The 26,392-nt window shown below is 59.7% G+C and carries 29 protein-coding genes; 11 read left to right on the top strand and 18 right to left on the bottom strand.

Going from position 1 to position 26,392, the window contains the following annotated elements; genetic code table 11:
* Positions 1-8 precede the first annotated feature (8 nt).
* Positions 9-1,385 carry a signal recognition particle protein gene (gene ffh, locus AAHA39_RS10975; protein WP_042030747.1) on the bottom strand — a complete coding sequence of 459 codons (1,377 nt, stop codon included), beginning with the start codon at positions 1,383-1,385 and terminating at the stop codon, positions 9-11.
* A 203-nt stretch (positions 1,386-1,588) separates the two neighbouring features.
* Between ffh and AAHA39_RS10970 the strand changes: the two genes are divergently transcribed.
* Both AAHA39_RS10970 and AAHA39_RS10965 read left to right on the top strand, forming a co-directional pair.
* The gene (locus tag AAHA39_RS10970) at positions 1,589-2,377 is read left to right on the top strand and encodes a cytochrome C assembly family protein (protein WP_033114091.1); all 789 of its coding nucleotides are present in this window, start codon (positions 1,589-1,591) and stop codon (positions 2,375-2,377) included.
* Positions 2,378-2,411: 34 nt separating this feature from the next.
* Positions 2,412-3,692: an HlyC/CorC family transporter gene (locus AAHA39_RS10965; RefSeq protein ID WP_320655975.1), complete on the top strand. Its 1,281-nt coding sequence runs from the start codon at positions 2,412-2,414 to the stop codon at positions 3,690-3,692.
* Positions 3,693-3,732: 40 nt separating this feature from the next.
* Here the strand turns inward: AAHA39_RS10965 and AAHA39_RS10960 are convergent, their stop codons facing one another.
* Positions 3,733-4,203 carry an Rrf2 family transcriptional regulator gene (locus AAHA39_RS10960; RefSeq protein ID WP_033114060.1) on the bottom strand — a complete coding sequence of 157 codons (471 nt, stop codon included), beginning with the start codon at positions 4,201-4,203 and terminating at the stop codon, positions 3,733-3,735.
* 113 nt (positions 4,204-4,316) lie between these two features.
* On the opposite strand from AAHA39_RS10960, the gene hmpA reads away from it, so the two are divergent.
* Positions 4,317-5,510: an NO-inducible flavohemoprotein gene (gene hmpA, locus AAHA39_RS10955; protein WP_320655974.1), complete on the top strand. Its 1,194-nt coding sequence runs from the start codon at positions 4,317-4,319 to the stop codon at positions 5,508-5,510.
* 100 nt (positions 5,511-5,610) lie between these two features.
* Here the strand turns inward: hmpA and AAHA39_RS10950 are convergent, their stop codons facing one another.
* From AAHA39_RS10950 to AAHA39_RS10925, 6 genes are all read right to left on the bottom strand, one after another.
* Positions 5,611-6,219 carry a tetratricopeptide repeat protein gene (locus tag AAHA39_RS10950; RefSeq protein WP_043851198.1) on the bottom strand — a complete coding sequence of 203 codons (609 nt, stop codon included), beginning with the start codon at positions 6,217-6,219 and terminating at the stop codon, positions 5,611-5,613.
* 410 nt (positions 6,220-6,629) lie between these two features.
* The gene (gene mdh / locus AAHA39_RS10945; RefSeq protein ID WP_042030754.1) at positions 6,630-7,565 is read right to left on the bottom strand and encodes a malate dehydrogenase; all 936 of its coding nucleotides are present in this window, start codon (positions 7,563-7,565) and stop codon (positions 6,630-6,632) included.
* 220 nt (positions 7,566-7,785) lie between these two features.
* Positions 7,786-8,448 (bottom strand): arginine ABC transporter permease ArtM, encoded by a 663-nt coding sequence (artM, locus tag AAHA39_RS10940; protein ID WP_042030756.1) that lies wholly within the window; start codon positions 8,446-8,448, stop codon positions 7,786-7,788.
* A 3-nt stretch (positions 8,449-8,451) separates the two neighbouring features.
* On the bottom strand, positions 8,452-9,102 hold the full coding sequence (gene artQ / locus AAHA39_RS10935; protein WP_042059654.1) for an arginine ABC transporter permease ArtQ: 651 nt from the start codon (positions 9,100-9,102) through the stop codon (positions 8,452-8,454).
* A gap of 3 nt (positions 9,103-9,105) precedes the next feature.
* Positions 9,106-9,843, bottom strand: a complete 738-nt coding sequence (locus AAHA39_RS10930) for a transporter substrate-binding domain-containing protein (protein WP_005341400.1) — start codon at positions 9,841-9,843, stop codon at positions 9,106-9,108.
* A gap of 24 nt (positions 9,844-9,867) precedes the next feature.
* The gene (locus AAHA39_RS10925) at positions 9,868-10,608 is read right to left on the bottom strand and encodes an ATP-binding cassette domain-containing protein (RefSeq protein ID WP_320655973.1); all 741 of its coding nucleotides are present in this window, start codon (positions 10,606-10,608) and stop codon (positions 9,868-9,870) included.
* A 203-nt stretch (positions 10,609-10,811) separates the two neighbouring features.
* Here AAHA39_RS10925 and argR point away from each other — a divergent pair, with 203 nt between their 5' ends.
* Entirely contained in the window at positions 10,812-11,282 is a 471-nt protein-coding gene (gene argR / locus AAHA39_RS10920) for a transcriptional regulator ArgR (RefSeq protein WP_005340378.1), read from the top strand.
* 315 nt (positions 11,283-11,597) lie between these two features.
* Here argR and AAHA39_RS10915 read toward each other — a convergent pair whose 3' ends face one another.
* The 5 genes from AAHA39_RS10915 to glnK all read right to left on the bottom strand — a co-directional run bounded on the left by AAHA39_RS10915 (position 11,598) and on the right by glnK (position 16,929).
* Positions 11,598-12,503, bottom strand: coding sequence for a Dyp-type peroxidase (locus AAHA39_RS10915; protein ID WP_156853914.1), 906 nt, complete (start codon positions 12,501-12,503; stop codon positions 11,598-11,600).
* Positions 12,504-12,606: 103 nt separating this feature from the next.
* Complete coding sequence (locus AAHA39_RS10910; protein WP_320655972.1) at positions 12,607-13,641, bottom strand: ABC transporter ATP-binding protein; 1,035 nt, start codon at positions 13,639-13,641, stop codon at positions 12,607-12,609.
* A gap of 82 nt (positions 13,642-13,723) precedes the next feature.
* Positions 13,724-15,349, bottom strand: a complete 1,626-nt coding sequence (locus AAHA39_RS10905; RefSeq protein WP_201908827.1) for an ABC transporter permease — start codon at positions 15,347-15,349, stop codon at positions 13,724-13,726.
* A 40-nt stretch (positions 15,350-15,389) separates the two neighbouring features.
* On the bottom strand, positions 15,390-16,397 hold the full coding sequence (locus AAHA39_RS10900) for a Fe(3+) ABC transporter substrate-binding protein (protein WP_143241803.1): 1,008 nt from the start codon (positions 16,395-16,397) through the stop codon (positions 15,390-15,392).
* Between the two features lie 193 nt (positions 16,398-16,590).
* Positions 16,591-16,929 carry a P-II family nitrogen regulator gene (gene glnK, locus AAHA39_RS10895; RefSeq protein WP_033114048.1) on the bottom strand — a complete coding sequence of 113 codons (339 nt, stop codon included), beginning with the start codon at positions 16,927-16,929 and terminating at the stop codon, positions 16,591-16,593.
* 201 nt (positions 16,930-17,130) lie between these two features.
* Here glnK and arfB point away from each other — a divergent pair, with 201 nt between their 5' ends.
* Together arfB and AAHA39_RS10885 are read left to right on the top strand one after the other, a co-directional pair.
* Positions 17,131-17,547: an alternative ribosome rescue aminoacyl-tRNA hydrolase ArfB gene (arfB, locus tag AAHA39_RS10890; protein WP_033114047.1), complete on the top strand. Its 417-nt coding sequence runs from the start codon at positions 17,131-17,133 to the stop codon at positions 17,545-17,547.
* A gap of 21 nt (positions 17,548-17,568) precedes the next feature.
* Entirely contained in the window at positions 17,569-18,060 is a 492-nt protein-coding gene (locus tag AAHA39_RS10885) for a methylated-DNA--[protein]-cysteine S-methyltransferase (RefSeq protein ID WP_320655971.1), read from the top strand.
* Between the two features lie 315 nt (positions 18,061-18,375).
* On the opposite strand, the gene AAHA39_RS10880 is transcribed toward AAHA39_RS10885, so the two are convergent.
* The 4 genes from AAHA39_RS10880 to tapT all read right to left on the bottom strand — a co-directional run bounded on the left by AAHA39_RS10880 (position 18,376) and on the right by tapT (position 21,992).
* Positions 18,376-18,804: a hypothetical protein gene (locus AAHA39_RS10880; RefSeq protein ID WP_033114045.1), complete on the bottom strand. Its 429-nt coding sequence runs from the start codon at positions 18,802-18,804 to the stop codon at positions 18,376-18,378.
* Positions 18,805-18,998: 194 nt separating this feature from the next.
* Positions 18,999-19,772 carry a peroxide stress protein YaaA gene (gene yaaA, locus AAHA39_RS10875; RefSeq protein WP_320655970.1) on the bottom strand — a complete coding sequence of 258 codons (774 nt, stop codon included), beginning with the start codon at positions 19,770-19,772 and terminating at the stop codon, positions 18,999-19,001.
* A gap of 47 nt (positions 19,773-19,819) precedes the next feature.
* Positions 19,820-20,929: a type IVa pilus ATPase TapU gene (gene tapU / locus AAHA39_RS10870; protein WP_320656017.1), complete on the bottom strand. Its 1,110-nt coding sequence runs from the start codon at positions 20,927-20,929 to the stop codon at positions 19,820-19,822.
* 28 nt (positions 20,930-20,957) lie between these two features.
* Entirely contained in the window at positions 20,958-21,992 is a 1,035-nt protein-coding gene (gene tapT, locus AAHA39_RS10865; protein ID WP_033114043.1) for a type IVa pilus ATPase TapT, read from the bottom strand.
* Positions 21,993-22,031: 39 nt separating this feature from the next.
* Here tapT and AAHA39_RS10860 point away from each other — a divergent pair, with 39 nt between their 5' ends.
* The 5 genes from AAHA39_RS10860 to AAHA39_RS10840 all read left to right on the top strand — a co-directional run bounded on the left by AAHA39_RS10860 (position 22,032) and on the right by AAHA39_RS10840 (position 24,938).
* Positions 22,032-22,733, top strand: a complete 702-nt coding sequence (locus AAHA39_RS10860; protein ID WP_320655969.1) for a YggS family pyridoxal phosphate-dependent enzyme — start codon at positions 22,032-22,034, stop codon at positions 22,731-22,733.
* A gap of 66 nt (positions 22,734-22,799) precedes the next feature.
* Positions 22,800-23,627, top strand: a complete 828-nt coding sequence (proC, locus tag AAHA39_RS10855; RefSeq protein ID WP_320655968.1) for a pyrroline-5-carboxylate reductase — start codon at positions 22,800-22,802, stop codon at positions 23,625-23,627.
* An 11-nt stretch (positions 23,628-23,638) separates the two neighbouring features.
* Positions 23,639-24,190 carry a YggT family protein gene (locus AAHA39_RS10850; protein ID WP_320655967.1) on the top strand — a complete coding sequence of 184 codons (552 nt, stop codon included), beginning with the start codon at positions 23,639-23,641 and terminating at the stop codon, positions 24,188-24,190.
* A complete protein-coding gene (gene yggU / locus AAHA39_RS10845; RefSeq protein ID WP_033114039.1) occupies positions 24,190-24,489 on the top strand; it encodes a DUF167 family protein YggU in 300 nt (99 codons plus the stop codon). Before AAHA39_RS10850 ends, yggU begins: the two co-directional genes overlap by 1 nt.
* Positions 24,490-24,518: 29 nt before the next feature.
* The gene (locus AAHA39_RS10840) at positions 24,519-24,938 is read left to right on the top strand and encodes a DUF4426 domain-containing protein (protein ID WP_041209070.1); all 420 of its coding nucleotides are present in this window, start codon (positions 24,519-24,521) and stop codon (positions 24,936-24,938) included.
* Between the two features lie 102 nt (positions 24,939-25,040).
* Here AAHA39_RS10840 and AAHA39_RS10835 read toward each other — a convergent pair whose 3' ends face one another.
* Positions 25,041-26,237, bottom strand: a complete 1,197-nt coding sequence (locus tag AAHA39_RS10835; protein WP_201912749.1) for a NupC/NupG family nucleoside CNT transporter — start codon at positions 26,235-26,237, stop codon at positions 25,041-25,043.
* Between the last annotated feature and the right edge of the window lie 155 nt (positions 26,238-26,392).

Genomic DNA, 26,392 nt, shown 5'->3' with positions numbered 1-26,392 from the left:
GCGGATAATCAGAACGGGCCGCGACCGCCACCAAATCCCGGTGGCAGCATGTTCTTCATCTGGCTCATCATTTTGCGCATGCCACCCTTGCCGGACATCTTCTTCATCATGCGCTGCATCTCGGTGAACTGCTTGAGCAGCTTGTTCACGTCCTGCACCTGCATGCCGGAGCCTGCGGCGATTCGGCGCTTGCGGGAGCCTTTAATCAGGTCGGGATGGGCGCGCTCCTTCGGCGTCATGGAGCTGATGATGGCCTCCATCCGCACGGTGAGCTTGTCATCCATCTGATCCTTAATATTGTCAGGCAGACCGGACATGCCGGGCAGCTTGTCGAGCATCCCCATCATGCCGCCCATGTTGCGCATCTGGGCCAGCTGCTCGCGGAAATCCTCAAGGTCAAAGCCCTTGCCGCTCTTGACCTTGCTAGCCAGCTTGGCAGCCTTCTCTTTATCGACGTTGCGCTCCACCTCTTCGATCAGAGAGAGCACATCGCCCATGCCGAGGATTCGGGAGGCGAGACGATCCGGGTGGAACGGCTCCAGCGCGTCGGTCTTTTCACCCATACCGATGAACTTGACCGGCTTGCCGGTGATGTGACGTACCGACAGGGCGGCACCGCCGCGAGCGTCGCCGTCCGCCTTGGTGAGGATCACACCGGTGAGCGGCAGCGCCTCGTTGAACGCCTTGGCGGTGTTGGCGGCATCCTGACCGGTCATGGCATCGACCACGAACAGGGTCTCGACCGGCTTGATGGTGGCGTGCAGATCCTGGATCTCGGCCATCATCTCGCTATCGACGTGCAGACGACCGGCGGTATCGACGATCACCACGTCATAAAATTTCTTGCGCGCCTGATCGATGGCGGCAGTCGCGATGGCGACCGGCTTCTGGCTGGCATCGCTCGGGAAGAAGTCGACGCCGATATCGCCCGCCAGGGTTTCCAGCTGCTTGATCGCCGCAGGACGGTAAACGTCGGCACTGACGACCAGCACCTTCTTCTTGCTGCGCTCTTTGAGCAGCTTGGCCAGTTTGCCGACCGTGGTGGTTTTACCGGCACCCTGCAGACCGGCCATCAGGATGATGGCGGGCGGCTGGGCCGCCAGATTGAGCTGCTCGTTGGCCTCACCCATTACGGTGACCAGTTCGCCGTGCACAATCTTGATGAACGCCTGACCCGGGCTCAGGGATTTGGCCACTTCCTGGCCGACGGCACGCTCTTTGACGCGCGCCACGAAATCACGCACGACCGGCAGGGCGACATCCGCCTCGAGCAGCGCCATGCGGACTTCGCGCAGGGTTTCCTTGATGTTCTCTTCGGTCAGGCGGCCACGGCCGCTGACATTGCGCAAGGTGCGCGAGAGTCGTTCAGTCAAATTCTCAAACATGACGCATTCCGGTTCTTGGCGTTGTAAATGGGGGGCATTATAACCCAGAGCAGCCGCGAGGACGATTATTCGCCGCACTGCCGCTCATCGATGCTTCATTCCTATATATGGGCGGATCGGCCATTGCACAACTGGCGAGCATTTCGCGTGCAAGGTATACTGCCCCTCTTACCCTCAAAAGCTTGTGCATCAACGACCTGGTTATGATCGTAATCTCTGTTCTGGCCCTGGCGTTTTATCTGCTGGCCATCATCGCCTCCCTGCATCTGTTACTGAGCGCCAAGCCGGTAGGACAGCGCTCCCTCTTTGCCTGCATCGGACTGGCCCTGATCGCCCACGCTACCGCCCTCGGAACCGAGGTGTTACAGGGCTCCGGCCAGAACCTGAGCATGCTCAACGTGGCCTCGCTGGTGAGTCTGATCATCAGTACCTTCATGACCTGTATCACCCGCCGCTTCAACGGCTGGATCCTGCTGCCGGTGGTCTACAGCTTCTCGGCGCTGCTGCTGGCGGCCAGTGCCCTCATACCCGGGCGCTATATCACCCATCTTGAGGCCCATCCCCAGCTGTTGCTGCATATCGGTCTGGCACTGATGGCCTACTCGGTATTGATGATCGCCTGCCTTTTTGCTCTTCAGCTCGCCTGTCTGGACAAGCAGCTCAAGTCGAGAAAAATCAGCCAGTTGCCAGCCATGCCCCCCTTGATGACCGTCGAGAAGCGGCTGTTCCAGCTCATCTCCGCCGGCGTGCTGCTGCTGACCCTCTCCATCGCATCGGGCCTGTTCTTCCTCGAAGACATGTTCGCCCAGGGCAAATCCCACAAGGCCGTGCTCTCCATCATCGCATGGTGCATCTACGTACTGCTCTTGTGGGGCCATCACACCTATGGCTGGCGTGGCCGCAAGGTGGTCACCCTGAGCTTGATCGGCAGCGTCATCCTGACCCTGGCCTATTTCGGCAGCCGCTTCGTCAAAGAAGTGCTGCTGAGCTGATAACCGTTAGTCACACCATCTACAGGAGCCCTTTTTGGACAGCATCTCAACGAGCACACTACTGATTGTTCTCGTTATCTTGATCCTTCTATCCGCCTTCTTCTCCAGTTCCGAAACCGGTCTGATGTCCATCAACCGCTACAAGCTGCGGCATCTGGCACAGACCAAACACAAGGCGGCCCGTCGGGTAGAGAAGCTGCTGTCACGCCCGGATCGGCTGCTCGGCCTGATCCTTATCGGCAACAACCTGGTCAATATCCTCGCCTCCGCCATTGCCACCATCGTCTGTATCAGGCTGTTCGGCGATCTCGGTGTCGCAGTGGCCACTTTTGGCCTGACGCTGGTAGTGCTGGTATTTGGTGAAGTGACCCCCAAGACGCTGGCGGCCATGTTCCCCGAGAAGATTGCCTACCCCGCCTCCTGGATCCTCAAGGGGCTGATGGTGCCGCTCTCCCCGCTGGTCTGGCTGATCAACGGTATCACCAGCGGTCTGCTCAAGATGCTGAAGATCACGCCAAACAAGGATGACTCCCTCAACACCGAGGAGCTGCGTACCATAGTCAACGAGGCGGGCAGCCTGATCCCCCAGCGTCATCAGGAGATGCTGCTCAGCATCCTGGATCTCGACAAGATGCTGGTCGAGGACATCATGGTGCCCCGCAGCGACATCTACGCCATTGATATCAATGACGACTGGAAGAGCATCCAGCGCCAGCTGGCCCACTGCGCCCATACCAAGATCCTGCTCTATCGCGACAGCATCGACGACGTGGTGGGCTTTCTCCACGCCCGCGACGCTCTGCGGTTGATGGCCCGGGATCAGTTCAACAAGTCGAGCCTGCTGCGGGAAGTGGACGAGATCTACTTCATTCCGGAAGGTACGCCGCTCAACGTGCAGCTGGCCAAATTCCAGCGCAACAAGGAGCGAATTGGCCTGATCGTCGACGAATATGGCGACATTCAGGGGCTGATCACCCTGGACGACATTCTGGAAGAGATAGTGGGCGACTTCACCACCTCCATGACGCCGACCCCGAGCGACGAGATCCATCCCCAGCCGGACGGCTCGTTTCTGGTGGAGGGATCAGCCAGCATTCGCGAGCTGAACAAGGAGATGAACTGGCATCTGCCCGTCGACGGGCCGCGTACCCTCAACGGCCTGATCCTCGAATATCTGGAGGAGATCCCCCAGCCCAATATCGGGATCCGGCTGGCGGGCTACCCCATCGAGATCCTCGAAGTCGAGAACAACATGGTCAAAATGGCGCGGATCATGCCGGCTTCCTACCGGGCTGCTACGGCAGCGCAGAATTGAAAAAGGGCTGCCACTGGCAGCCCTTTTTCATTGCAGCTCTTCACTGTTCATCTTCGTCATCCGGCTCCAGCACCAGCGTCGGGATCAACTCGCCAAACACCCTCTGCAACTCGTCACGATTGGCCAGCAAATCCTGCAGGGTATAGCTGTCCATTACCGCCAGAAACGCATCCATCGCCTCTTTCAGCGCATTCTTGAGCAGACAGACCGAGACGATGTGACAGGCGGGCGAGCCGCAATCAATCCCGTCCAGATTCCCTTCCAGCGCCCGGATCACCTGCCCGATATTGATGGTGGCGGGATCACACGCCATGCGGATCCCTCCATTCTTGCCACGCTGGGATTGCAGATAGCCCAGCTTCACCAGCTGATTGACCACCTTCACCATGTGGTTGCGAGAAACGTCGTACAAGGCAGAGACCTTGGCTACGCTCGAGAGCTCCCCTTCCGGCAGGGTGGCAAGGTAGAGCAGGGCTCTCAATCCGAAATCTGTATAACTGGTTAGTCTCATAAAGCCTGATTAGCGCGATGCGAAAAGTGGAGTATTGATTCAAATCAAATAAACATCTAGGATGCCACTTATTAAATGGCATTTTAGATGTTCAATTAACGACGAGGCTCCCTATGCTAGACCAAACCACCATTGCCGTCATCAAAAGCACCATTCCTCTGCTTGAATCAGCTGGCCCGGCGCTGACGCAGCACTTCTACCAGCGGATGTTCAGCCATAACCCGGAGCTGAAAGATATCTTCAATCTGGCCCATCAGCGCAGCGGTGGTCAGCCACTGGCGCTGTTCAACGCCGTCGCCGCCTATGCCAAAAATATCGACAATCTGGGGGCGCTGGCTGGCGCGGTCGAGCGGATTGCCCACAAGCATACCGGATTCCTGATCCAGCCAGAACAATATCACATTGTAGGTAGTCATCTCTTGGCCACGCTCAAAGAATTGGGCGGAAGTGCTGTCACCGACGAGGTGCTGGAGGCATGGGGCAAGGCATATGGCGTGCTGGCCGACATCTTCATCGGCCGCGAGCGGGAGATCTATCAGGAGAAGGCTAGCCAGAGCGGTGGCTGGCAAGGGACCCGCACCTTCATCATCAAGGAGAAGCGAGCCGAGAGCGAGCTTATCACCTCCTTCCTGCTGACACCGGAAGATGGCAAGCCGGTGCTGAACTTCCAGCCGGGCCAATACCTCAGCATCAAGCTGGTTCACCCCGAGCTCAAACATCACGAAATCCGCCAGTATTCGCTCTCGGATGCACCGAACGGCCGCGACTATCGCATCAGCGTCAAGCGCGAGCCGCAGGGTCAAGTCTCCAACCTGCTGCACGACCGCCTGCAAGCGGGCGACAAGATTGAAGTGATGCCCCCCACCGGCGATTTCTACCTGAAAGTGGATAGCCAGACGCCGGTTGTGCTGCTCTCGGCCGGGGTCGGCCTTACCCCCATGATGAGCATGCTCAACCAGCTGCTGGCGAGTGACCATCAGACCGACATCACCTGGCTGCACGCCTGCGAGCATGGTCGTGTCCACGCCTTCCGGGAAGATATCCGCAGCAAGATCAGCCAGCACACCAATCTGGTCAGTCGGGTCTGGTATCGGGAGCCCGCAGAAAGCGACAAGCTGGGAGAGGATTACGACTTCAGCGGCACCATGGAGCTGAACGCGGTGAAGGAGCGCATCACACCAGAGGCCCACTACTACTTCTGCGGCCCGCTCGGTTTCATGCAGGAGGTGAAGCGACAACTGACTGAGGCCGGGATCCCCGCAAGCCAGCTCCATTACGAAGTTTTTGGCCCCCACCAAGATCTATAACTGCCGGGTAGCCATATAACGAAAGGAGGTTCCAGCCTGTCATGGCACGGCGGCAGGAACCGGACCCACAGGTGCAGACCTGTGGGTCATTTTTTTTGGATCAGTGCATCGCCTTGGCGCGGGCCACCACGTTGGCCGGCATCCGGTTGCCAAGCCGACTCAGCAGACTGGCCGCCTTCTGGTGCAGGGCTTTGTCACCGATAACGGAGCCGTGCAGCCAACGGTAGGCATCCTCGTAATCGAGCGGGCTCCCCATCCCCTGCAGCAGCATCTCTACCCACTCCATGCGAGCCCGCAGAAAACCGAGGCTGGCCGCTTCACGCATCAGCGTCTCGGCACGAACCAGATCCTTCTGCACCAGCGTCCCTTTCCAGTAGTAGCGGCCCAGCTGCTCCAGCGCGGGAGCCAGCCCCTGATTGGCCGCCTCCCACATATACTGTACCCCCAGCTCGGCGTTGGACTTGGTACAGACGCCCCAGGCCAGCATATCTCCCCAGAGGAACTGGTAGGCAGGGATCTTCATCACCGACGCTCGCGCCTCTATATCCTGAGTCAACTGGCAGCGATCCTGTTTCACCTGAGTGAGGTGGCGTCCCTGCTCGATCCAGTTGAGCAGCTCGTCCTGACGATAGATGGCCACCGCCTGCAGGTCGCCGGCATTCAGTGGTGCCACCGAAGGCGCAGGTTCGGCAGGTGGCGCGGCTGGCACAGGGGCTGAAGCGGGCTCTGCGGCCGGAGCAGGAGCTACCGGATCAGCCGGCAACAACACAGGCGCAGGGGCCGCAGTCACCGCCGCCGACGGAGCCGCCTCACCGGTAGCCGCGGGAGCAGGTGCCGCCGCTTCGGCTGGCAACAACACGGGAGCCGGAGTAGCAGTCGCCGCTGATGCGGGCGCCGTTTCGCCAGCGGTGGCGGGAGCAGCCGAGGCAGCCGGCACCGGCTCGGCGGCATAAAGGGGCGCACCAGCCAGACAGATAACGGAGAGAAGGGTAAGGGGTTTCATCATAAGGGATCTCCTGCTGCTCTCTGTTATCGGCCACAACCCCCATCTTCTTAAGCTGGCGGGAGCCCAACAACGCAAAAGGGAGCCGAAGCTCCCTTTTCATGCGGTCATGCCGCTTATTTGACGAAGTCGACACCCAGCTGGATATCGGCTTTCAGGGTGGCCAGCATCCCTTCCATCGCTTCCTGCTCGAAGGCGCTCAGCTTGCCGTAGTCCAGCACGGTCTCAACACCGTTCTTACCCAGCAGGATCGGCTGTGCAAAGAAGGTAGCGTGTTCGCCGTTGCCTTCAACGTAGGCACACTCGATGACGTTGGCTTCGCCCTGCAGGCCCTTGATGAGCGACAGACCGAAACGGCAGGCAGCCTGACCCATGGAGAGAGTGGCGGAACCGCCACCGGCCTTGGCTTCCACCACTTCGGTACCGGCGTTCTGAATACGCTTGGTCATGGCAGCCACTTCTTCGGCAGTGAAGGAGGCACCTTCAATCTGGGAGAGCAGCGGCAGAATAGTCACGCCACTGTGGCCACCGATCACGTTGACGCGAACCTTGTCCACGTTCAGCCCTTTGGCGGCGGCAACGAAGGTCTCGGCGCGGATCACGTCCAGAGTGGTGACACCGAACAGGCGACGCTTGTCATAGACACCGGCTTTCTTCAGCACTTCGGCGGCGATGGCGACGGTGGTGTTGACCGGGTTGGTGATAATGCCGATCAGCGCTTTCGGGCAGGCTGCCGCGCACTTCTCAACCAGATTCTTGACGATACCGGCGTTGATGTTGAACAGGTCGGAACGATCCATACCCGGCTTGCGCGCAACACCGGCAGAGATCAGCACCACATCGGCACCAACCAGTGCAGGAGTCGGATCTTCACCGCAGAAACCCTTGATGGCGACGTCGGTAGGAATATGGCTGAGGTCTACGGCTACGCCCGGAGTGACCGGGGCAATGTCATACAGGCTCAGCTCGGAGCCGGCCGGCAGACGGTTTTTCAACAGCAGAGCAAGGGCTTGACCGATGCCACCAGCGGCACCCAGAACGGCAACTTTCATGATCAACTCCATGTTTAAGCGTAGGTTTAAGGTTATTTGTTCTTGTGCGCCCAACCTTAATGGATCCCCCCATAAAAAACAATCTGATAACAGTTGCAGTCACGGGTTCTGTGAGCCAAGAAACAGGCAGCGAATAAAAATGGGGAAAAATCCAAAAAATTGGAGGGGAAGCACAGTTTTTCTGCACTTCACCCTCCCATAAAGAGGTAGTTATGCCGACTCAAGCCTGGAATGCCAACGCCCGCTTTTCACACCAGCGAAAACCAATTGTTAACAATCCGTTCATGGTGAGGTAAAGGGCCCCCGCGACGCCGAAGACGGCAAGGGTGTCATAGGTCTGGGCATTGAGCCCCTGCGCCAGCCCCATGATGTCCATGATGGTGATGGTACTGGCGAGGGAACTCCCCTTGAGCACCAGGATCACCTCGTTGGAGTAGGCAGGCACCAGATGACGGGCGGCGTGGCGCACCTTCATCCAGAGGGTCTGACGACCGTTAAAACCGAGCGCACGGCACGCCTCCACCTCACCGGCAGGAATAGCGTCGAGCGCCCCCTTGAACAGCCGGGTGGAGTAAGCCGCGGTGTTGAGGCCCAGCGCCAGCACGGCACAGAACCAGGGTTGCTTGAGCAGCGGCCAGAGCGGGCTGGCTTTCAGCCACTCGAACTGACCCGGCCCGTAGTAGATGAGGAAGATCTGGATCAGCAGCGGCGTGCCGGTAAAGAGCAATACCCACAGCTGTACCAGCTGGGTCGCCACCGGCAATCTCAACTCCAGCACCCAGGTCATCAGGGCCGCCAGCACGAAGCCGAGCAGCAGGCTGAACAGGGTCAGCTCCAGCGTGGTGAGCAAGCCCCCCAGCAGGGTCACAAGATACTCTTGCATCGATTAGCCTCCGTAGCGACGGGTGTAGCGGGCCGCAAGGCCGAGGCCATACTCGCTCACCAGGCTGATGGCCAGATAGATGAGGGCGGCGGCGGCATACCAGGTGAAGGGCTGATAGGTACTGGCCGAGGCCATCTGTGCCTGACGCATCATCTCGTTCACCCCGATAAGCGACACCAGCGCGGTGTCTTTCAGCAGCACCAGCCACTGGTTGCCGAGGCCCGGCAGGGCGTGCCGCCACGCCTGCGGCAACACGATGCGAAAGAAGATGTGGCTCTTGCTCAACCCCAACGCCAGCGCCGCCAGCCGCTGCCCTGCGGGCACCGCATTGAGCGCTGCGCGCAGGGTCTGGGTCGCATAGCTGGCGAATAGCAGAGAGAGCGCCAGCACGCCGCAAGCGAACGGGCTGAACTCTACATACTCGCCGGTGATGAGAAACAGCACCTGGGTCGAGCCAAAGTAGATGAACAGCACCACCAGCAGCTCGGGCAACCCGCGGATCAGGGTGGTGAGGGTGGCTACCGGCCACACCAGAGCGCGCTGCTTGCTCAGCTCGGCCGCACTGAACGCCAGTGCCAGCACCATGCCCCCGACCAGGGATGCCAAGGCCAGCCCGAGGGTCATCCAGGCTGCATCCAACAACAGGCTCAACATGGCTTAGTGCGCGAAGTATTTGTCGAAGATCTTCTGATAGGTGCCGTTGGCCTTGATATCGGCCAGCCCCTTGTTCAGCTGGGTCAGCAACTCCTGATTGCCCTTGGCCACCGCGATGCCAAAACCGGTACCGAAGTACTTGGCATCGGTCACCGGCGCACCCACCACGGCATACTCCTTGTGCTGCTTCAGCCAGTCGGCAGCGACGGCGGTATCGGCAAAGACGCCGTCGGTGCGGCCGTTCATCATGTCGAGGAAGGCGCTCTGGTAGCTGGCGTAAGGCACGGTCAGCAGCCCCTTGCTCACCCAGTTATCCACCAGATAGGACTGGTGGGAGGTGCCGTTCTGCACGCCAACCGTCTTGTCTACCAGCCCTTCCGGTCCCTTGAAGGCGCCTTTTTTGGCCACGAACACGGCTGAGTTCTGGTAGTAAATGTCGGAGAAATCGACCTGCGCAGCCCGCTCAGGAGTCACGTCCATGGCGGCGATGGCAGCGTCATAGCGACGGAATTTGAGGCTGGGGATCAGGCTGTCAAAGGCCTGGTTGTGGAAGCTGCACTCCAGCTTGGCCTGCTCGCAGATGGCGCGCGCCAGATCGATGTCAAAACCCTGAAATTCGTTCTTGTCGTCCAGATATTCGAACGGTGCGTAAGTGGCCTCGGTGGCGAACTTGATCTCTTTGGCCAGTACGGAGGTGCTCAGCAGCCCCATGGCTGCGACCAGCAACAGACTCTTTTTCATGACAGCTTCCTTATCGATTCAGTATCAATGCATCAAGAATTCGGCAAACCGGCTGGTTTGCGGGGATTGGAAAATGGCGGCGGAGCCGGACTCGATGATCCGCCCTTTCTCCAGATAGATCACCTGACTGGCGACCTTGCGGGCGAAGTCGACCTCGTGGGTCACCACCACCTGGGTGATACCGGTCTGGCTCAGGGTGCGGATGATCTCGGCCACCTCCTTGGTGATCTCGGGATCGAGGGCGGCGGTCGGCTCGTCAAACAGCAGCACTTCCGGATCCATCATCAGGGTGCGGGCAATGGCCACCCGCTGCTGCTGACCGCCGGAGAGGCGTGCCGGCCAGGCATCGCGCTTGTCGGCCAGTTGCAGCTGGGCCAGCAGATAGGCGCCCTTCTCGATGGCCGCCTCCTTGCTCATGCCCAGCACCTTGACCGGCGCTTCGATGAGATTCTCCATCACGGTGAGGTGTGGCCAGAGATTGTACTGCTGGAACACCATGCCCACCTTGCGGCGCAGCAGTTGGGACTGGCGATTGAATTCGGCAGTGGAGAGGTGGCTCGGGAAAGAAAATTCATTTTCCCCTATACGCAAAACACCGGCATCCGGGGTGTCCAGCAGGTTCATCATGCGTAGCAGCGAGCTCTTGCCTGCACCGCTAGGGCCCAGCAGTACCAAGGTCTCACCGGGGGATGTCCGAAAGCTCACCTGTTGCAGTACCGGCACCTTGTGCCAGGACTTCTCGATACCTATTAATTCAATACCCATACAGCCCAATTGAATAAGTTTTCAAAATTTCGTCCCGATTCTATCCCTTATAAAGGTTGATGCAAGCCATTTTTGAATCAATATGCAGAACAAGCGCCGCTTCCTTGCAAAAAACGGCATATGAATGCAAAATAGCCACGCTGTTCGTATCTGCCGCCTGGCTCTGAAACAGGCCGCCACACCTCCTCATTCGTGAGACCAAGATGAAACATAACGACAAGCAAGAAAAACTGGCCAAGGCCTTTAAAGCCTTGCTGAAAGAAGAGCGCTTTGGCTCCCAGGCAGAGATCGTCACTGCCCTGCAAGAACTGGGCTTCGAGAACATCAACCAGTCCAAGGTATCGCGCATGCTGAGCCGCTTCGGCGCCGTTCGCACCCGCAACGCCAAGATGGAGATGGTCTACTGCCTGCCGGTGGAACTGGGCGTGCCCACCACCTCCAGCCCGCTCAAGAATCTGGTGCTGGATGTCGACCACAACGGCGCACTGGTGGTGATCCACACCAGCCCGGGCGCAGCCCAGCTGATCGCCCGCCTGCTCGACTCCCTCGGCAAGGCAGAGGGGATCCTCGGTACCATCGCCGGTGACGACACCATCTTCATCACCCCGACCAGCGACACCGATATCGAAGAGCTCTACCTCTCCGCCCTCGAGCTGTTCGAACAGACTCCGTAATGGTCTACCGCGTCATCGCGGTCACGCCAGAACGAAAAATCCCGGCCAAGGCCGGGATTTTTGTTTGGTGAGCCAGCAGATCGGGAGCCTATTCTGCCCCCTCTCGCTGCGCCCATCCTCGCGATGCTGATCGAGATTGTTGCACTTCTCACTGGCGAAAATTTATTTTCGTTGCACCAGCGAAACAATCTAGCCAGCAGCGTCAGCTGCTCTCGGAGCATGACAAGCCACCCCCACCGCCCGATCTCTTGGCAACCTGGCGCTCTCTGCGCACTTGGCGGCACGAGGGGGAAGGTGGCGCTGTCACATCCGCTATTACTTGCCCTGCGCCATCAGAAAACCTTCCGATGGGGCGAAGAAAGCGGCACCGGTCACTGCTTTGGTGAAGCGCAGCAGGTGATCGAAGTGGCTGCCCTCCCCCTTGTACATGCTGGCCAGCATGGCGTTGAAGTGCTGCTGAGTGCGGCAGCAGGAGATGAAGTAGAGCCCCTGCTCGGTCATGGTGCCCCAGGGCATGCTCTGGCGCAGGATCTCCATGGACTCCCCTTTCGGGGTCTTGAGGTTGACCCGCTTGATGTGGGCAGTCAGCGGCTTGGCGGCCGACTCATACTCGATGTTGTCGGGCTTGGTGCGGCCGATAATGTCTTCCTGCTCTTTTTGCGCCAGCTTCTCCCAGTCGCTCATGGCATGGACCCAGCGCTGAACGTGGATGTAGGAGCCGCCGGCAAACTCGCCCTCGGCCAGCAGCGCCACTTCGGCGCGATGCTCATCCTGCGGGTTCTCGGTGCCGTCGACGAAACCGGTCAGGTCACGGCAATCCAGATTGCGGAAACCGCGTACCTCTTCGGCCAGCTCTACCAGTCCGGCCAGCAGCGCCATCACGCGGTGACCGGCGTGGTGCAGCACATCCACCCGATCGGCACGCAGCTGAATAAAGAGATCAAACGGGGTGTTGGGGGCTTCCTGACCGTTGGCGGATTGCGCCATAAAGCTGCGGAACTGGGGCGGACGGGCGGCAGGGTAGAGACCATCCCAGGCATCGGCGCCAACGGCAACCAGACCGCTGAAACCGGCCTCGGGGAAATCGGCGGCGACCGCCTGCCACAAGGCGGGCAACTTGGCCAGACGGCCGACCAGTTCGGCGGCATCGCCGGTGCGATTGAACATCAGATAGAGGGCGTGCAGATTCGGCTCTGCGCAGATCCCGGCTTGGGCTTTCATATATCTCTCCCCTGAGTAGGCGTTAGCGTTATGGGCTATTAGCGTTGCGCGATTATAAACCAGAGCAGCTCCAGTTCTTTGATTTCACGACGATATCACGCGTTCAGGGTAAAGGGTCAAACAACACCAGCGTGTGAGGCGCCACCCGGATGCGGGCCCGCATCCCCTCAAGAGGCTCGCCAATGCTCGCCTCCAGCTGCAGATCGCCACACTCGAACAGCACCCGGCAATGGTGGCCGAGGAACTGCTGCTCCACCACCTTGAGCTCGCCCTCCGCGGCGCTCTCCAGCAGCAGTTGCTGGGGTCTGAGCATCAGCTGCAACTGCTCGCCCACCGCGCGGCCATGAGGCTCGCTGCCACAGATGACCCCGAGCGCCGTCTGCACGCAGTGGCTGTCCACCACCTCGGCGGCCAGATAGTTGACCCCGCCGAGAAACTCCGCCACGAAGCGGTTTTGCGGGCGGCGATAGAGCTGCTCCGGCTGGCCCACCTGTTCGATATGACCTGCGCGAAACAGCGCCAGCCGGTCGGCGAAGGCGAAGGCCTCCTCCTTGCTGTGGCTGACGAAGATGGCGCCGATCCCCTGCTGCTTGAGCAGGGCGCGGATCTCGAGGATCAACTTCATCCGCACCTGGGTGTCGATGTTGGAGAAGGGTTCATCCAGCAGCATCAGCCGCGGCTTGCACACCAGCGCCCGGGCGATGGCCACCCGCTGCTGCTGGCCGCCGGAGAGCTGGTGCGGATAACGCTCCCCCAGCCCCTGCAGATTGACCAGCGCCAGCGCCTCGTCCACCTGCTGCTGGCGGGCACGGCGGTCGAGTTTGGTCAGACCGAAGCCGACGTTGTCAGCCACCGTCAGGTGGGGGAAGAGGGCGTAATCCTGAAAGATCATGCCGATATTGCGTGCCTCGGCCGGCACGCTGGCACCCGGCCCGTCGAGCAGGGTATCGCCGAGGCGGATCGAGCCCTCTGCCAACGGCAGCAATCCGGCGATGGCCTTGAGCAGCGTGGTTTTGCCGCAGCCACTCGCCCCCAGCAGACAGACGATCTCGTTGTCTGCCACCGTCAGGGAGAGCTGCTCCAGCACATTGCGGCCGTTGTAACGGCAGCTGACATTTTCAACCTGCAAACAGGACAAGGCTGACTTCCTCTCGTTTCTGGCGGCGCACTGCCTTTCGGTTCAGCACACCGCATGCAATTTCATTGGCCGACGTGGCGACTCAGTGGCCGGGACTATCCAGACTGCGGTTGACCCAGATCAGCGGCAACAGCCCCACCAGCACGATGACGATGGCCCCCAGCGCGCCGCGCTCCAGCATCTCGTCCGAGACGAACTGGTAGACGTGGGTCGCCAAAGTATCGAAGTTGAACGGCCGCAGCAGCAGGGCGGCGGGCAGCTCCTTCATGGATTCGATGAACACCAACATGGCGCCGGCAAACAGACCGCGGCGCACCAGCGGCAGATGGACCCGCCGCAGCATGGCGCCATCCCCCTGCCCCAAAGATCGGGCCGCCATATCGAGGCTGGGGGAGATCTTGCCCATGCTGCTCTCCACCGAGCCGATGGCGATGGCCACGAAGCGCACCAGATAGCCAAACACGATGGCGGTGATGGTGCCGGTCAGCAGTAGCCCCGGCCCCTGACGCCCTAACCACTCGGCGAGATCATTGATGGCAAAATCGAGGGCAGTGAGCGGCACCAGGACCCCGATGGCGAGCACGGTACCCGGCATGGCGTAACCCATGGCGGCGATGCGCAGCGGCAGCAGACTCTTGATCCCGCCATCGAGGCGGCGACAGAAGCCGAGCAGCAGGGCAATCCCCATCGCCAGCAGGGCGGTCAGCGCCGAGATGAGCAAACTGTTACCGGCAAAACGAACGAACTCCGGTGTCCACGACAACTCGAAGTAGCGCACCCCGTAATCGAGCAGGATGACGAACGGCAGGCCGAAACCGGCCAGCACCAGCCCCCAGCACCAGAATGCGGCCAGCCAACGACTCATCCCCTTGAGCGGATAGCGCAGCGGCTGCTCATGGCCCATGGACTTCTGGAACACCTGTTGCCGACTGCGCGAGCGGCGCTCCAGCGCGATCAGCAGCACCACCGCCAGCAGCATCAGGCAGGAGAGTTTAGCAGCGGTGGCCAGACTGCCGTAACCGAGCCAGGTATCGTAGACCGCAGTGGTCAGGGTGTTGATGGCAAAGAAGTGGACGGTGGCAAAATCAGCCAACGTCTCCATGGCCACCAGCGACACCGCCACCATGATGGCGGGGCGCGCCAGCGGCAGGCTGAGGCGACGAAAGCTCTGCCACGGGGTACAGCCGAGCAGGCGGCTGGAGTGGATCAGGCTGACTGACTGCTCGAGGAAGGAGGCTCGAGTCAGCAAATAGACATAGGGGAACAGCACCAGCGCCAGCACCCAGGCGGCGCCGCCAAGGGAGCGAATGGCCGGAAACCAGTAATCGGCAGGACTGTTCCAGCCAAAGAGGGCGCGCAACCCGGCCTGCAGCGGGCCCGAGTAGTCGAGCAGGTCGGTATAGACGTAGGCGACGATATAGGAGGGCATCGCCATCGGCAGCATCAGAGCCCACTGCAGGGCACGCCGCCCCGGCACCTGACACATGGCCACCAGCCAGGCGGTTGGCACGCCAAACAGCAGGCTGAGCAGCACCACGCCAACCACCAGCCCAAGGGTATTGGCCAGATAATCGAGCAGCACGGTATCGGCGAGGTGGCGAAACAGCTCTCCCTCAGCCGAGAAGGCAGAGAAGACCAGAGCAAGCACCGGCAAAGCCAGCAGCAGGGCTGTTGCCCAGCTGCCGGTAATCCATCCAGAATTTTTCATGAGACCACAGAGGTTGATGGGGCCATTGGCCCCATCTGAATTACAAGTCGAACTTCACTTCATCCAGCAACTGCAAGGCGTCCTTGCGGTGCTTGGCGTAATCGCTGACCGGTAGCGCGTCAGACTTGAAACTGCCCCAGGACTTGACCATGGCGGAAGGCTCGACCCCGGCCTTGACCGGATACTCGGCATTCACGTCCGCATACATGTGCTGGGCGGTGTCGCCAGCCAGAAACTCCATCAGCTTCTGAGCGGCCTCTTTGTTCTTGGCATACTTGGTCATGGCCACGCCGCTCACGTTGACATGGGCACCGCGGTCGGCCTGATTCGGGAAGTTGATGTAGACGGCATCAGCCCAGGCTTTCTGCGCCGGATCCTTCAACATGGCGCCCAGATAGTAGCTGTTGCCGAGCGACAGGTCACAGATGCCATCCTTGATCGCCTTGACCTGATCCCGGTCGTTGCCCTGCGGTTTGCGCGCCAGGTTGGCCTTGACCCCTTCCAGCCAGGTTTTGGTCTCGGCCATGCCGTGATGGACGATCATCGAGGAGACCAGCGCCACATTGTACTCATGCTTGCCGCTGCGGGTGCAGATTTTCCCTTTGAATTCCGGCTTGGCCAGATCTTCGTAGCTGATGGTATCGAGCTTGCCGAGGCGATCCTTGCTGGAGTAGATGGCACGCACCCGGGTGGTCAGGGCGAACCAGCGGTTCTCCGGATCGCGATAGCTGGCGGGGATGTTCTCCTGCAGGATCTTGCTCTCCACCGGCTGCACCAGCCCCTTGTCTACCAGATCGGTCAGACGGCTGATATCGGTTGTCAGCATCAGGTCGGCCGGAGAGAGCTTGCCTTCCCGCTCCAGACGCTCGTTCAGCCCCTCTTTGGCGAACACCACGTTCACCTTGATGCCCGATTCCTTCTCGAACTGCTGGATGATGGGCTTGATCAGCTCATCCTGCCGGTTGGAGTAGACATTCACCTCTCCTGCCGCCAACGCAGACTGGGCTGCCAATGCAGAGAAAGCCAGTGCCAGCATCTTCATTTTCATCATCCATTCCTTGAGTTGCTAAATCGAGTGAGAACAATTGCCGTTTGCATTCTGCATATTCCGATTGCGAGATCAAGGATGAGTGGCGGGGGAAGTTCACATATTTAAACGCGACATAAATAAAAGGGCCGGATAGAATCCCATCCAGCCCCAATCGGGTTTTGCCATGGCAAGTGAGGTGACAAACCGGCGATCAGAGCGCCTCTTCGTCGTTCTCGCCGGTACGAATACGCACCGCCTGCAACAGGTCATAAACGAAGATCTTGCCGTCACCGATCTTGCCGGTATAGGCCGCCTTGCAGATCGCCTCGATCACCCCCTCCACGTTGTCATCCGTGGTGGCGATCTCCAGCTTCACCTTGGGTAAAAAGTCGACCTGATACTCGGCCCCCCGGTATAATTCGGTGTGTCCCTTCTGGCGGCCAAATCCCTTGACCTCGGACACGGTCAACCCCTCCACCCCCAGGTTGGCAATGGCCTCGCGGACATCGTCCAGCTTGAACGGTTTGATAATCGCACTAATCAGCTTCATCTGGTTGCTCCCAATCCATGGTGTGTCATAAACCGGGAATCAATTCTTGTGCCAAGTATTTTTATTATTAAATTTCATGAAGATAGCGTCTAATTGCGGAGCAACACCCAAAGCGAGCCAGGATCGACCGGCCACGCGCCCCATAATGAGGCACCACGCTGTGGCGGCCAGCGCCTCTGCACCAAACAAGAGCACAGCAGTATGTTAGTCATCTCCAACAGCGTTACCCTCCCCTGGCATGAGCTGCAATTCCAGACCATGCGGGCCCAGGGCAACGGAGGCCAGCACGTCAACAAGACCGACTCCGCAGTCTGGTTGCGCTTCGATTACCGCAACTCCCCAAGCCTCACCCCGCTCTACAAGGAGGGGCTCGACAAGCTGAGCGACAGCCGGGTACATGACGGCTTTATCCTGATCCGGGTCGAGAGCCACCGCAGTCAGGACATGAACCGCAAGGAGGCGATGAGCCGTCTGGTCGAACTACTGAAAAAGGCGGCGTGGCGCCCCAAGGCCCGCCATGCCACCAAGCCGACCCGCAGCTCCCAGCGCAAACGGGTCGATGCCAAGAAGCGCAAGGGGGAGATCAAATCGACCCGCGGCAAGCTGGTACTGGACTAACCCTGGCCCGAGGATGACAGCATGAAATATAGTTTTTGCGACAGCGCCCGTGGCCCTCTGCTCATCGCCATCGATCGGGATGGTCTGCGCTATGTGGAGTTCGTGCGGGGGGAGCAGCCGGTAACTCCGACCGCTGAGTGGCAACGGGATGATCTGGCTCTTGCTCCCTTCGTCGAGCAGTTCGCTGCCTACTTCGCCGGTCGTCTGCAGCAATTCGACCTGCCGCTGGCCGCCCGTGGCACACCATTCCAGCAAGCGGTATGGCGCGCCCTCTGTGATATCCCTTACGGCGAAACCGTCAGCTATCTCGAGATTGCCCAAGCCATCGGCAATCCCAAATCGGTCAGAGCCGTGGGAGCCGCCAACGGGCGCAATCCGCTCAGCATCATAGTGCCCTGCCACCGGGTGATCGGCCGCAGCGGCGAGCTGACCGGTTATGCCGGCGGCATTCCCATCAAACGCTGGCTACTGGAGCTGGAGCAGCGTCACGCGCCGTTTGTCCTGACCCCATAAACGTGGTGCACTGAAGAATCATCGCAGCAGAGGCGAGCCTCGGTCACCTTGCCGAAAACGTGTCGAGAAGATGAACAGAGGATGAAGAATTGTCTCAGAACTACTTCAGATAGCAGCTGGCATGATGGCTCCATACTTGAGTGGCACGGCTCATTCACCACTCCAAGTAGCACCCATGTGACGCTTCCAATCTGTCTTTTTTCCCCAGCGCCTCCCTTGAGGCGCTTTTTTTGTGTCCGGAAGAATTCGTCTGTAAAGAGAAGGGGGAAGACTGAAACGGCCTTCCCCCCATGTTGCTACCAGACGATGACCGGATCAGGATTCTCGCGGGGCGACAAACTGCAGCTCTGGTGCCGAAGAGGTGAGTACGTCGGCGCAGTAATCCCAGGTCGAGATGCGGTAGTGCTGCAAATCTTCGTCCAGATGCAGGCCATCAGACTCCTGATGAAACCAGCTGGCAAAACGGGAGGGGGTGATGAGCTGGATCTGCTCTTCGATGGCGTGGCTATCCTTCCCCTCCGCCAGATCGCAATCTTCGATCACCCGCAGGGCGTAGATATGGCGGAAATAGACCCGGCAGAGGATTTGCGGAGGCAGATCGATGCTGCGCGCCCGACCCAGCATGATGGTCAGGGAGTCGCTCCAGAGATCCTGATGCAGCTCGGCAACGACCAGCCCCGGCGGGAGCTGGCGGGACGGAGCCCAAGGTACGGCAACCTGCCGAATGGCATTTTTCTGTTCCATATAAACCTCGCGACGACTCACTCCCTGTCTTGAGTCTATCTGAACCATATAGTCCCCGCGAAGGCAATCGATGGACAATAAAAACGGCAATAAAAAAGCCGACGTATCAAACGTCGGCGAATAAAAAGTGCTTACAACAGAGGATTCACATATTCAGACCCGCAGGTCGAAAGATTGGTTCCCTCTTTTTGTAATTAATTTTCGGCGCGTTTAAACATCAGGGTATTGGCGTCCGACTCTTCCGGCACGAAGTAGTAGCCATCGGCGTTGAAACCGGTCAGCTGTTCCACCTCGGTCAGGCGGTGCTTGATGATGTGGCGAGCCATCATGCCGCGCGCCTTCTTGGCGTAGAAACTGATGATCTTGAACTGGCCGTTCTTCTCGTCCTTGAACACCGGGGTAACGATCCGCCCTTTCAGGCCCTTGGGTCGTACCGACTTGAAATACTCGTCGGAGGCCAGATTGATCAGCACCTCATCACCCTGCGCCGCCAGCGCCTCATTGAGGTGGTGAGTGATCACCTCGCCCCAGAACTGGTAGAGATCCTTGCCGCGACCGTTGTCGAGCTTGGTTCCCATCTCAAGCCGGTAGGGCATCATCAGATCGAGGGGGCGCAGCACACCGTAGAGACCGGAGAGCATGCGCAGATGTGCCTGAGCGAAGTCAAAATCGGCCTCGCTGAAATCTTCTACTGCCAGCCCGGTGTAGACATCCCCCTTGAAGGCCAGTAGCGCCTGACGGGCATTGGCCGGAGTGAAGTCGGGTTGCCACTCGGCAAACCGGGCGGCGTTGAGACCCGCCAGCTTGTCGCTGATCTTCATCAGGGTGGCAATTTGATCCGGGCTCAGTTGGCGAGCCCGCTTGATGAGTTCTGCAGAGTGATCCAGCAGCTCGGGTTGGGTGAATCGGGTTGTCACCAGCGGTGACTCGTAATCCAGCGTCTTGGCCGGGGAGACCACAATCAGCATAAGGTTCCTTTATTGCGTGGGGCCAAGCCGAGGCCCGGCCCCATTGTTCATTCATCCAGCGTCACATTGTCCAGCGTACCGGTTCCAAGCTGATCACGGCCGGAAAGCTTGATCAGCAGCCGCAGGTCGTTGGCCGAGTCGGCATGGGCAAGGGCCTCACTGTAGCCAATCTGGCCGGAGCAGAACAGGTTGAAGAGCGATTGATCGAAGGTTTGCATGCCAAGCTCGGTCGATTTGGTCATCACTTCCTTGAGCCGGTGCATCTCCCCCTTGCGGATAATGTCGGTGATAAGCGGGGTGTTGAGCAGGATCTCGAATGCGGCGCAGCGCCGCTTGCCATCCACGCTCGGCACCAGTTGCTGGGCGACAATGGCCTTGAGGTTGAAGGAGAGATCGAACAGGAACTGACGATGCTTCTCCTGCGGTACCAGATGCAGAATGCGATCCAGCGCCTGGTTGGCGTTGTTGGCGTGCAGAGTCGCGAGGCAGAGGTGGCCGGTCTCGGCAAACTGCAGGGCAAACTCCATGGTCTCAGAGCTTCTGATCTCGCCGATCAGAATGACGTCAGGAGCCTGACGCAGCGAGCTTTTCAACGCCACATCGAACGACTCGGTATCGATACCCACCTCCCGCTGGGTGATCAGACTGCGGCCATGCTGATGGACAAACTCCACCGGGTCCTCCACCGTCAGAATATGGCCGTCGGCATGCTGGTTGCGATAACCAATCATGGTCGCCTGGGTGGTCGATTTACCCGCACCGGTGGCGCCGACAAACAGCACCAGTCCGCGCTTGGCCAATGCGACCTCCTGCAGGATCACGGGCAGTTGCAGATCATCGAAGGTAGGAATACGTGTCTCGATACGCCTAACCACCATGCCCGGCAGCTCCTGCTGCCAGAAAGCGCTGACCCGAAACCGACCCAAGGTTTCGCGGTGAATAGCGTAGTTGGCCTCCCTGGTGCGGATATAGCGTTCGAAATGCTCGGGGCTCAGGGTCTCCCTCACCAGCGTGAGAGCAGCCTTTTTATCGAGCGCTTCGCCCCCCAAAGAGAGCAGATGGCCGTTCACCTTGAGGGTGGGGGGCGTCCCCACCGTCACAAAGAGATCCGACCCTTTTTTCTCCACCAGCTGGGCCAGCAGTTCATCCAGATTCATCATCGATCCCTCCCTGGATCCGGCATCATCAGATGCTGTTGGGGTCAACCGCCTTGGCCTTGGCATCGAGAGACGCCACCATGCCACGGCTGACCAGCTGCTTGAGGCTCTGATCCATGGTCTGCATGCCGTGGGTCATCCCGGTCTGGATCACCGAGTAAAGCTGGGCGATCTTGTCCTCCCGGATGAGATTCCGCACCGCCGGGATCCCCATCATGATCTCGTGAGCTGCCACCCGACCGCCGCCAATACGCTTGAGCAGGGTCTGGGAGATAACCGCCCGCAGGGATTCGGAGAGCATGGAGCGCACCATGTCTTTCTCTGCGCCGGGGAAGACGTCGATGATACGGTCGATAGTCTTGGCTGCCGACGAGGTGTGTAGGGTGCCAAATACCAAGTGGCCGGTTTCGGCTGCGGTCATGGCGAGGCGAATGGTTTCAAGATCGCGCATCTCACCCACCAGAATGATGTCGGGGTCTTCCCGCAGTGCCGAGCGCAGGGCATTACTGAAGCTCTTGGTATCGCGGTGCACTTCCCGCTGGTTCACCAGACAGCGCTTGTTCTCGTGCACAAATTCGATGGGGTCTTCGATGGTGAGAATATGGTGATGGAAGTTCTCGTTGATGTAGTTGACCATGGCCGCCAGCGTGGTCGACTTACCGGAACCGGTCGGCCCGGTCACCAGTACCAGACCGCGCGGGAACTCGGCGATCTTGCGGAAGATCTCCGGCGCATCGAGATCTTCGAGGCTCAGCACAGTACTGGGGATGGTACGAAATACCGCGCCAGAACCGCGCGCTTGCTGGAAGGCGTTGACCCGGAAGCGGGCCAGATTGGGCACCTCGAATGAGAAGTCGACCTCGAAATTCTCCTCCAGCTCCTTGCGCTGGTGATCGTTCATGATGTCGTAAATGAGGGCGTGCACCTCCCGATGTTCCAGGGCGGGCAAATTGATCTTGCGAACCTCGCCATCAACCCTGATCATCGGGGGAACCCCGGCGGACAGGTGTAGATCCGACGCTTTATGCTTTACACTAAAAGCCAATAACTCTGTGATATCCATAGATTTGTCATTCTCCCATCACAAGATCACTAACGAAACATGAACCAGATTGCCCAGCACCTGCTTCAGGTAAAAGAACGTATTGCCCAGGCAGCCGGAGGGGCGAGCCGCAATCCGGAGCAGGTCCGGTTGCTTGCGGTCAGCAAAACCAAACCCCTTGAGGCCCTGATGGCCGCTCACGCTGCCGGCCAGCGCTGCTTTGGCGAATCCTACGCTCAGGAAGCTGCCACCAAGATCGACACCCTGCGCCAGCAACCCGAATATAACGACATAGAGTGGCACTTTATCGGCCCTTTGCAATCGAACAAATCCAGGCTGGTTGCCGAACGGTTCGACTGGGTGCAAAGCGTGGACAGAGAGAAGCTGATCGAACGTCTGAACAATCAGCGCCCTGCCAGCATGGCACCGCTAAATGTTTGTCTGCAAATCAATATTAGCGGAGAGAGCAGCAAATCCGGAACGTCGGAACAAGAGATTTTCCGCCTCGCCGAACTGGTTTCTCACAGTGAGCGGCTGGTGCTGCGCGGGCTGATGGCCATTCCCGAACACACCAGTGACGAGACTATATTGGCCGCCCAAATGGCCCGTATGCAGACTCTGTTCACCGAGCTTGCGCGACAATACCCGAGCGTCGATACCCTCTCGATGGGGATGACCGAGGATCTTGAACTGGCGATCGCCCACGGCAGCACCATGGTGCGGGTCGGCACCGCCATCTTCGGCGCCCGCGACTACTCATAAGCAGGTGCGCCAGCGCAGGCAACGCACGCCGCGTGCCAGCGCCCCACCAAGCAACAGGAGCCTTTAATGCAACAGCACAGGACGCTCGCCTTTATCGGCGCAGGCAACATGAGCCGCAGCATCATCGCCGGTCTGGTCAAAGCGGGTTATCCGGCAACGCTTATCACTGCCGCCAACCCGAGCCAGCCCAAACTGGATGCGCTAGCCAACGACTACGGCATTCGCACCACCCGCTCCAATGCCGAGGCGGCCCGCCATGCCGAGGTGATCGTGCTGGCGGTCAAACCGCAGCTGATGGCCGGCATGCTGGCAGCACTGGTTGCCGAGCTGGGCTCCCTTGCGGGCAAGCTGCTCGTCTCCATCGCGGCCGGCATCAAGGTTGCTCGCCTTGCCGAGATGACCGGTGGTCACGACCGTATCATCCGCACCATGCCCAATACCCCGGCCCTGCTGGGTCTGGGCATGACAGGCCTCTATGCGCCCGAGCATATTGCCGCCGCGGATCGCGACTTTGCCGAGCAGATGATGCAGGCGGTCGGCAAGACCCTCTGGGTGGAGCAGGAGTCCGGCATCAACAGCGTCATCGCCGCTGCCGGCAGCGCCCCGGCCTACTTCTTCCTCTTTATGCAGGCGATCGCCGAAGAGGCAGAGGCCATGGGCTTCTCCCCCAAGCAGGCACGCCAGCTGGTGCAGCAGACCGCCCTCGGCGCAGCGGCCATGGTGGAGCAAAATCCCGAACTGTCGCTACAAACCCTGCGTGAGCAGGTCACCAGCAAGGGCGGCACAACCGCCGAAGCCATCAAGACATTCCAGCAGCAGGGGCTGATGCCGCTGACTGCCAACGCCATGCAGGCAGCCGTAGCTCGCGCCGCCGAAATGGAAACTCTTTTCTGACAGGAGCCCAGATGAACACCGCTTACTTTCTGATCAACACCATTTTCGATCTCTACCTGATGGTGGTGCTGCTGCGCGTCTGGCTGCAGTGGGCGCGTGCCGACTTCTACAACCCCATGAGCCAGATGGTGGTCAAGCTGACCAACCCGCTGGTAGTGCCACTGCGCCGGGTTATCCCGGGTCTGGGGGGGCTGGATCTCGCCTCCGTAGTGCTGGCACTGGCTGTCGCCTTCCTCAAGCTGGCCCTGCTCAAGAGCATGAACGTGCTGCTGGCCGACTGGCTCAGTCTCAGCCTGTTTGCCGCGCTGACCGTGCTGAAGAAAGCCGGTTCGATGATCTTCTGGGTACTGCTGATCCGCGCCATCCTGAGCTGGGTCAGCCAGGGTCGCAACCCCATCGAATATGTGATGTACCAGCTGACCGAGCCCTTCCTCTCTCCGATCCGCCGCGTGCTGCCGGCACTGGGCGGACTGGATCTCTCGGTGCTGGTTGCCTTTATCGGGCTGCAGGCCATCAACTATCTGCTGGGCGACCTGTTCGGCCAGCTGTGGTGGATGATTTGATGCCTGCCGTCCTGCTACAGGGGGATGAGCTGGTACTGCATCTGATGATCCAGCCCAAGGCGAGCCGGGATCAGATCGTTGGATTGCACGGAGAAGAGTTGAAAGTGGCCATCACGGCACCGCCCGTCGATGGCCAGGCCAACAGCCATTTGATCAAGTTTCTGGCCAAGCAGTTCAAGGTGGCCAAGGGGCAGGTCACCATAGTGCGGGGCGAGCTGGGGCGACACAAGACGGTCGCCATCGACAGCCCCAAACAGTTGCCACCGGAAGTGAGCGCTCTGCTGGACAATCCGGCCTGAGCCAACATTGATACGAGAGGGATGACACCATGAAAACAGCCTGGATGAGCTGCCTGTTGGCACTGCTGATGACCCTGCCCCTGCGGGCTGAACAGATGAAGGAGCTGGGCCCCTGGCAGGTGCACTACAACGCCTTCAACTCCAGCTTCCTCACCCCCGAGGTGGCCAAAACCTACGGTCTGGAGCGCAGCCGCTACAACGGCATCATCAACATTGCAGTGCAGGACAAGCAGGGCAAGGCCCAAGCGGTCTCCGTCACCGGCGAGGCCAAAAACCTCACCGGTACCATCCGCAACCTCAGCTTCCAGGAGGTCAAGGAGGGGGATGCCATCTACTATCTGGCAACCCTCCCCTACCGCAATGAAGATACCTACCAGTTCACTTTGAAGATCATGGGGGGCGGTCAGCAGCAGATCCTCACCTTCCAGCAAACCTTCTACGTTGACTGAATAGCGCAACAAAAAGCCCCGACTCAGGTCGGGGCTTTTTGATCGGGAAAAACAGCAAGGGCGCCATGATGGCGCCCTTGTTTTATAAATTATCCAGGCCTGTTACAGGGCGAGGAAGATGCTCGCGAGGGAAGCGCTCATCAGGTTGGCCAGCACGCCGGAGAGGATGGCACGCATACCGTAACGGGCGATAAAGCCTTTGCGCTCCGGCACCATGGCACCCAGACCGCCGATCAGGATGGCCATGGAAGAGATGTTGGCAAACCCGCACAGGGCGAAGGTGACGATGGCCTTACTCGACTCGCTCAGGGTCTGATCCTGCACCAATGCGATGAAGGCGACGAACTCGTTGACCACGATCTTGGTACCAATCAGAGCACCGGCAGCCTGTGCCTGCTCCCAGGGCACACCGATCAACCAGGATACCGGGGCAAACAACCAACCCAGAATGATCTGGAAGCTCAGATCCAGACCCACCAGACCGCCAGCCCAGCCGAGCAGACCATTAAGCATGGCGATCACACCGACGAAGGCCAGCAGGGTCGCACCGACCGCCACGGCGATATTGAGACCGGCCATGGCACCATCGGCAGCCGCTTCAATCACGTTGGTGGCGCGGGGGATCTCGACATCCTGATGGTGATCCACCTCTTCAACACTCGGCGGCACCAGGATCTTGGCCATCGCCAGACCGGCTGGCGCGGACATGAAGGCGGCCGCAATCAGGTATTTCAGCTCGACCCCGATGCTGGCGTAACCGACCAGAGTGCCGCCCGCGACAGAGGCGAGACCACAGCTCATCACCGCGAAGAACTGGGAGTCGGACATCTTGGAGAGATAGGGTTTGACCACCAGCGGCGCTTCCACCATGCCGACGAAGATGTTGGCAGTGGCGGAGAGGCTCTCGGCACGGCCGGTGCCCAGCAGCTTCTGCAGACCGCCGCCCAGCAGGGAGATCACCCGCGGCATCAGGCCGATGTGGTAAAGAATGGCGATCACCGCAGAGAAGAAGATGATGACCGGCAGCACGTTGAAGGCAAAGATGAAGCCCAGCTTGAACTTGGCCAGATCGCCAAACAGGAAGGCGATCCCCTCCTGACCGTAGCCAATCACGCTGCTGACACTCTCGCTCACCCCGTTCAGCACATGCTGACCGGCAGGCAGCCAGAGCACCAGCGCGGCAAACATGACCTGCAGGCAGAGGGCAAGGCCAACTGTTCGCAACGGGATACGACGACGATTATCAGAGCAGATCACGGCAAGCGCCAGGATACTCAGGATGCCGAGCAGGGCAATCATAGGGACTCCATCAGGTGGGGAAAAAGATGGGCGCGGATTCTGCGCCTCTCCCCCCGTCACTGCAAGTCCACTTGGTTACGGGCCTGTTAGAAAAAACGTTTGCACGATACCGGTTGCGCCAACTGGCTGATTTGGCTCGATTTTAGTATCAGAAG

It is taken from the genome of Aeromonas sp. SE22, assembly GCF_038739755.1.
GTDB lineage: Bacteria > Pseudomonadota > Gammaproteobacteria > Enterobacterales > Aeromonadaceae > Aeromonas > Aeromonas jandaei.
The sequence above is the reverse complement of the archived record's forward strand: the minus strand, read 5'-3'. Positions and strand labels throughout refer to the sequence as shown.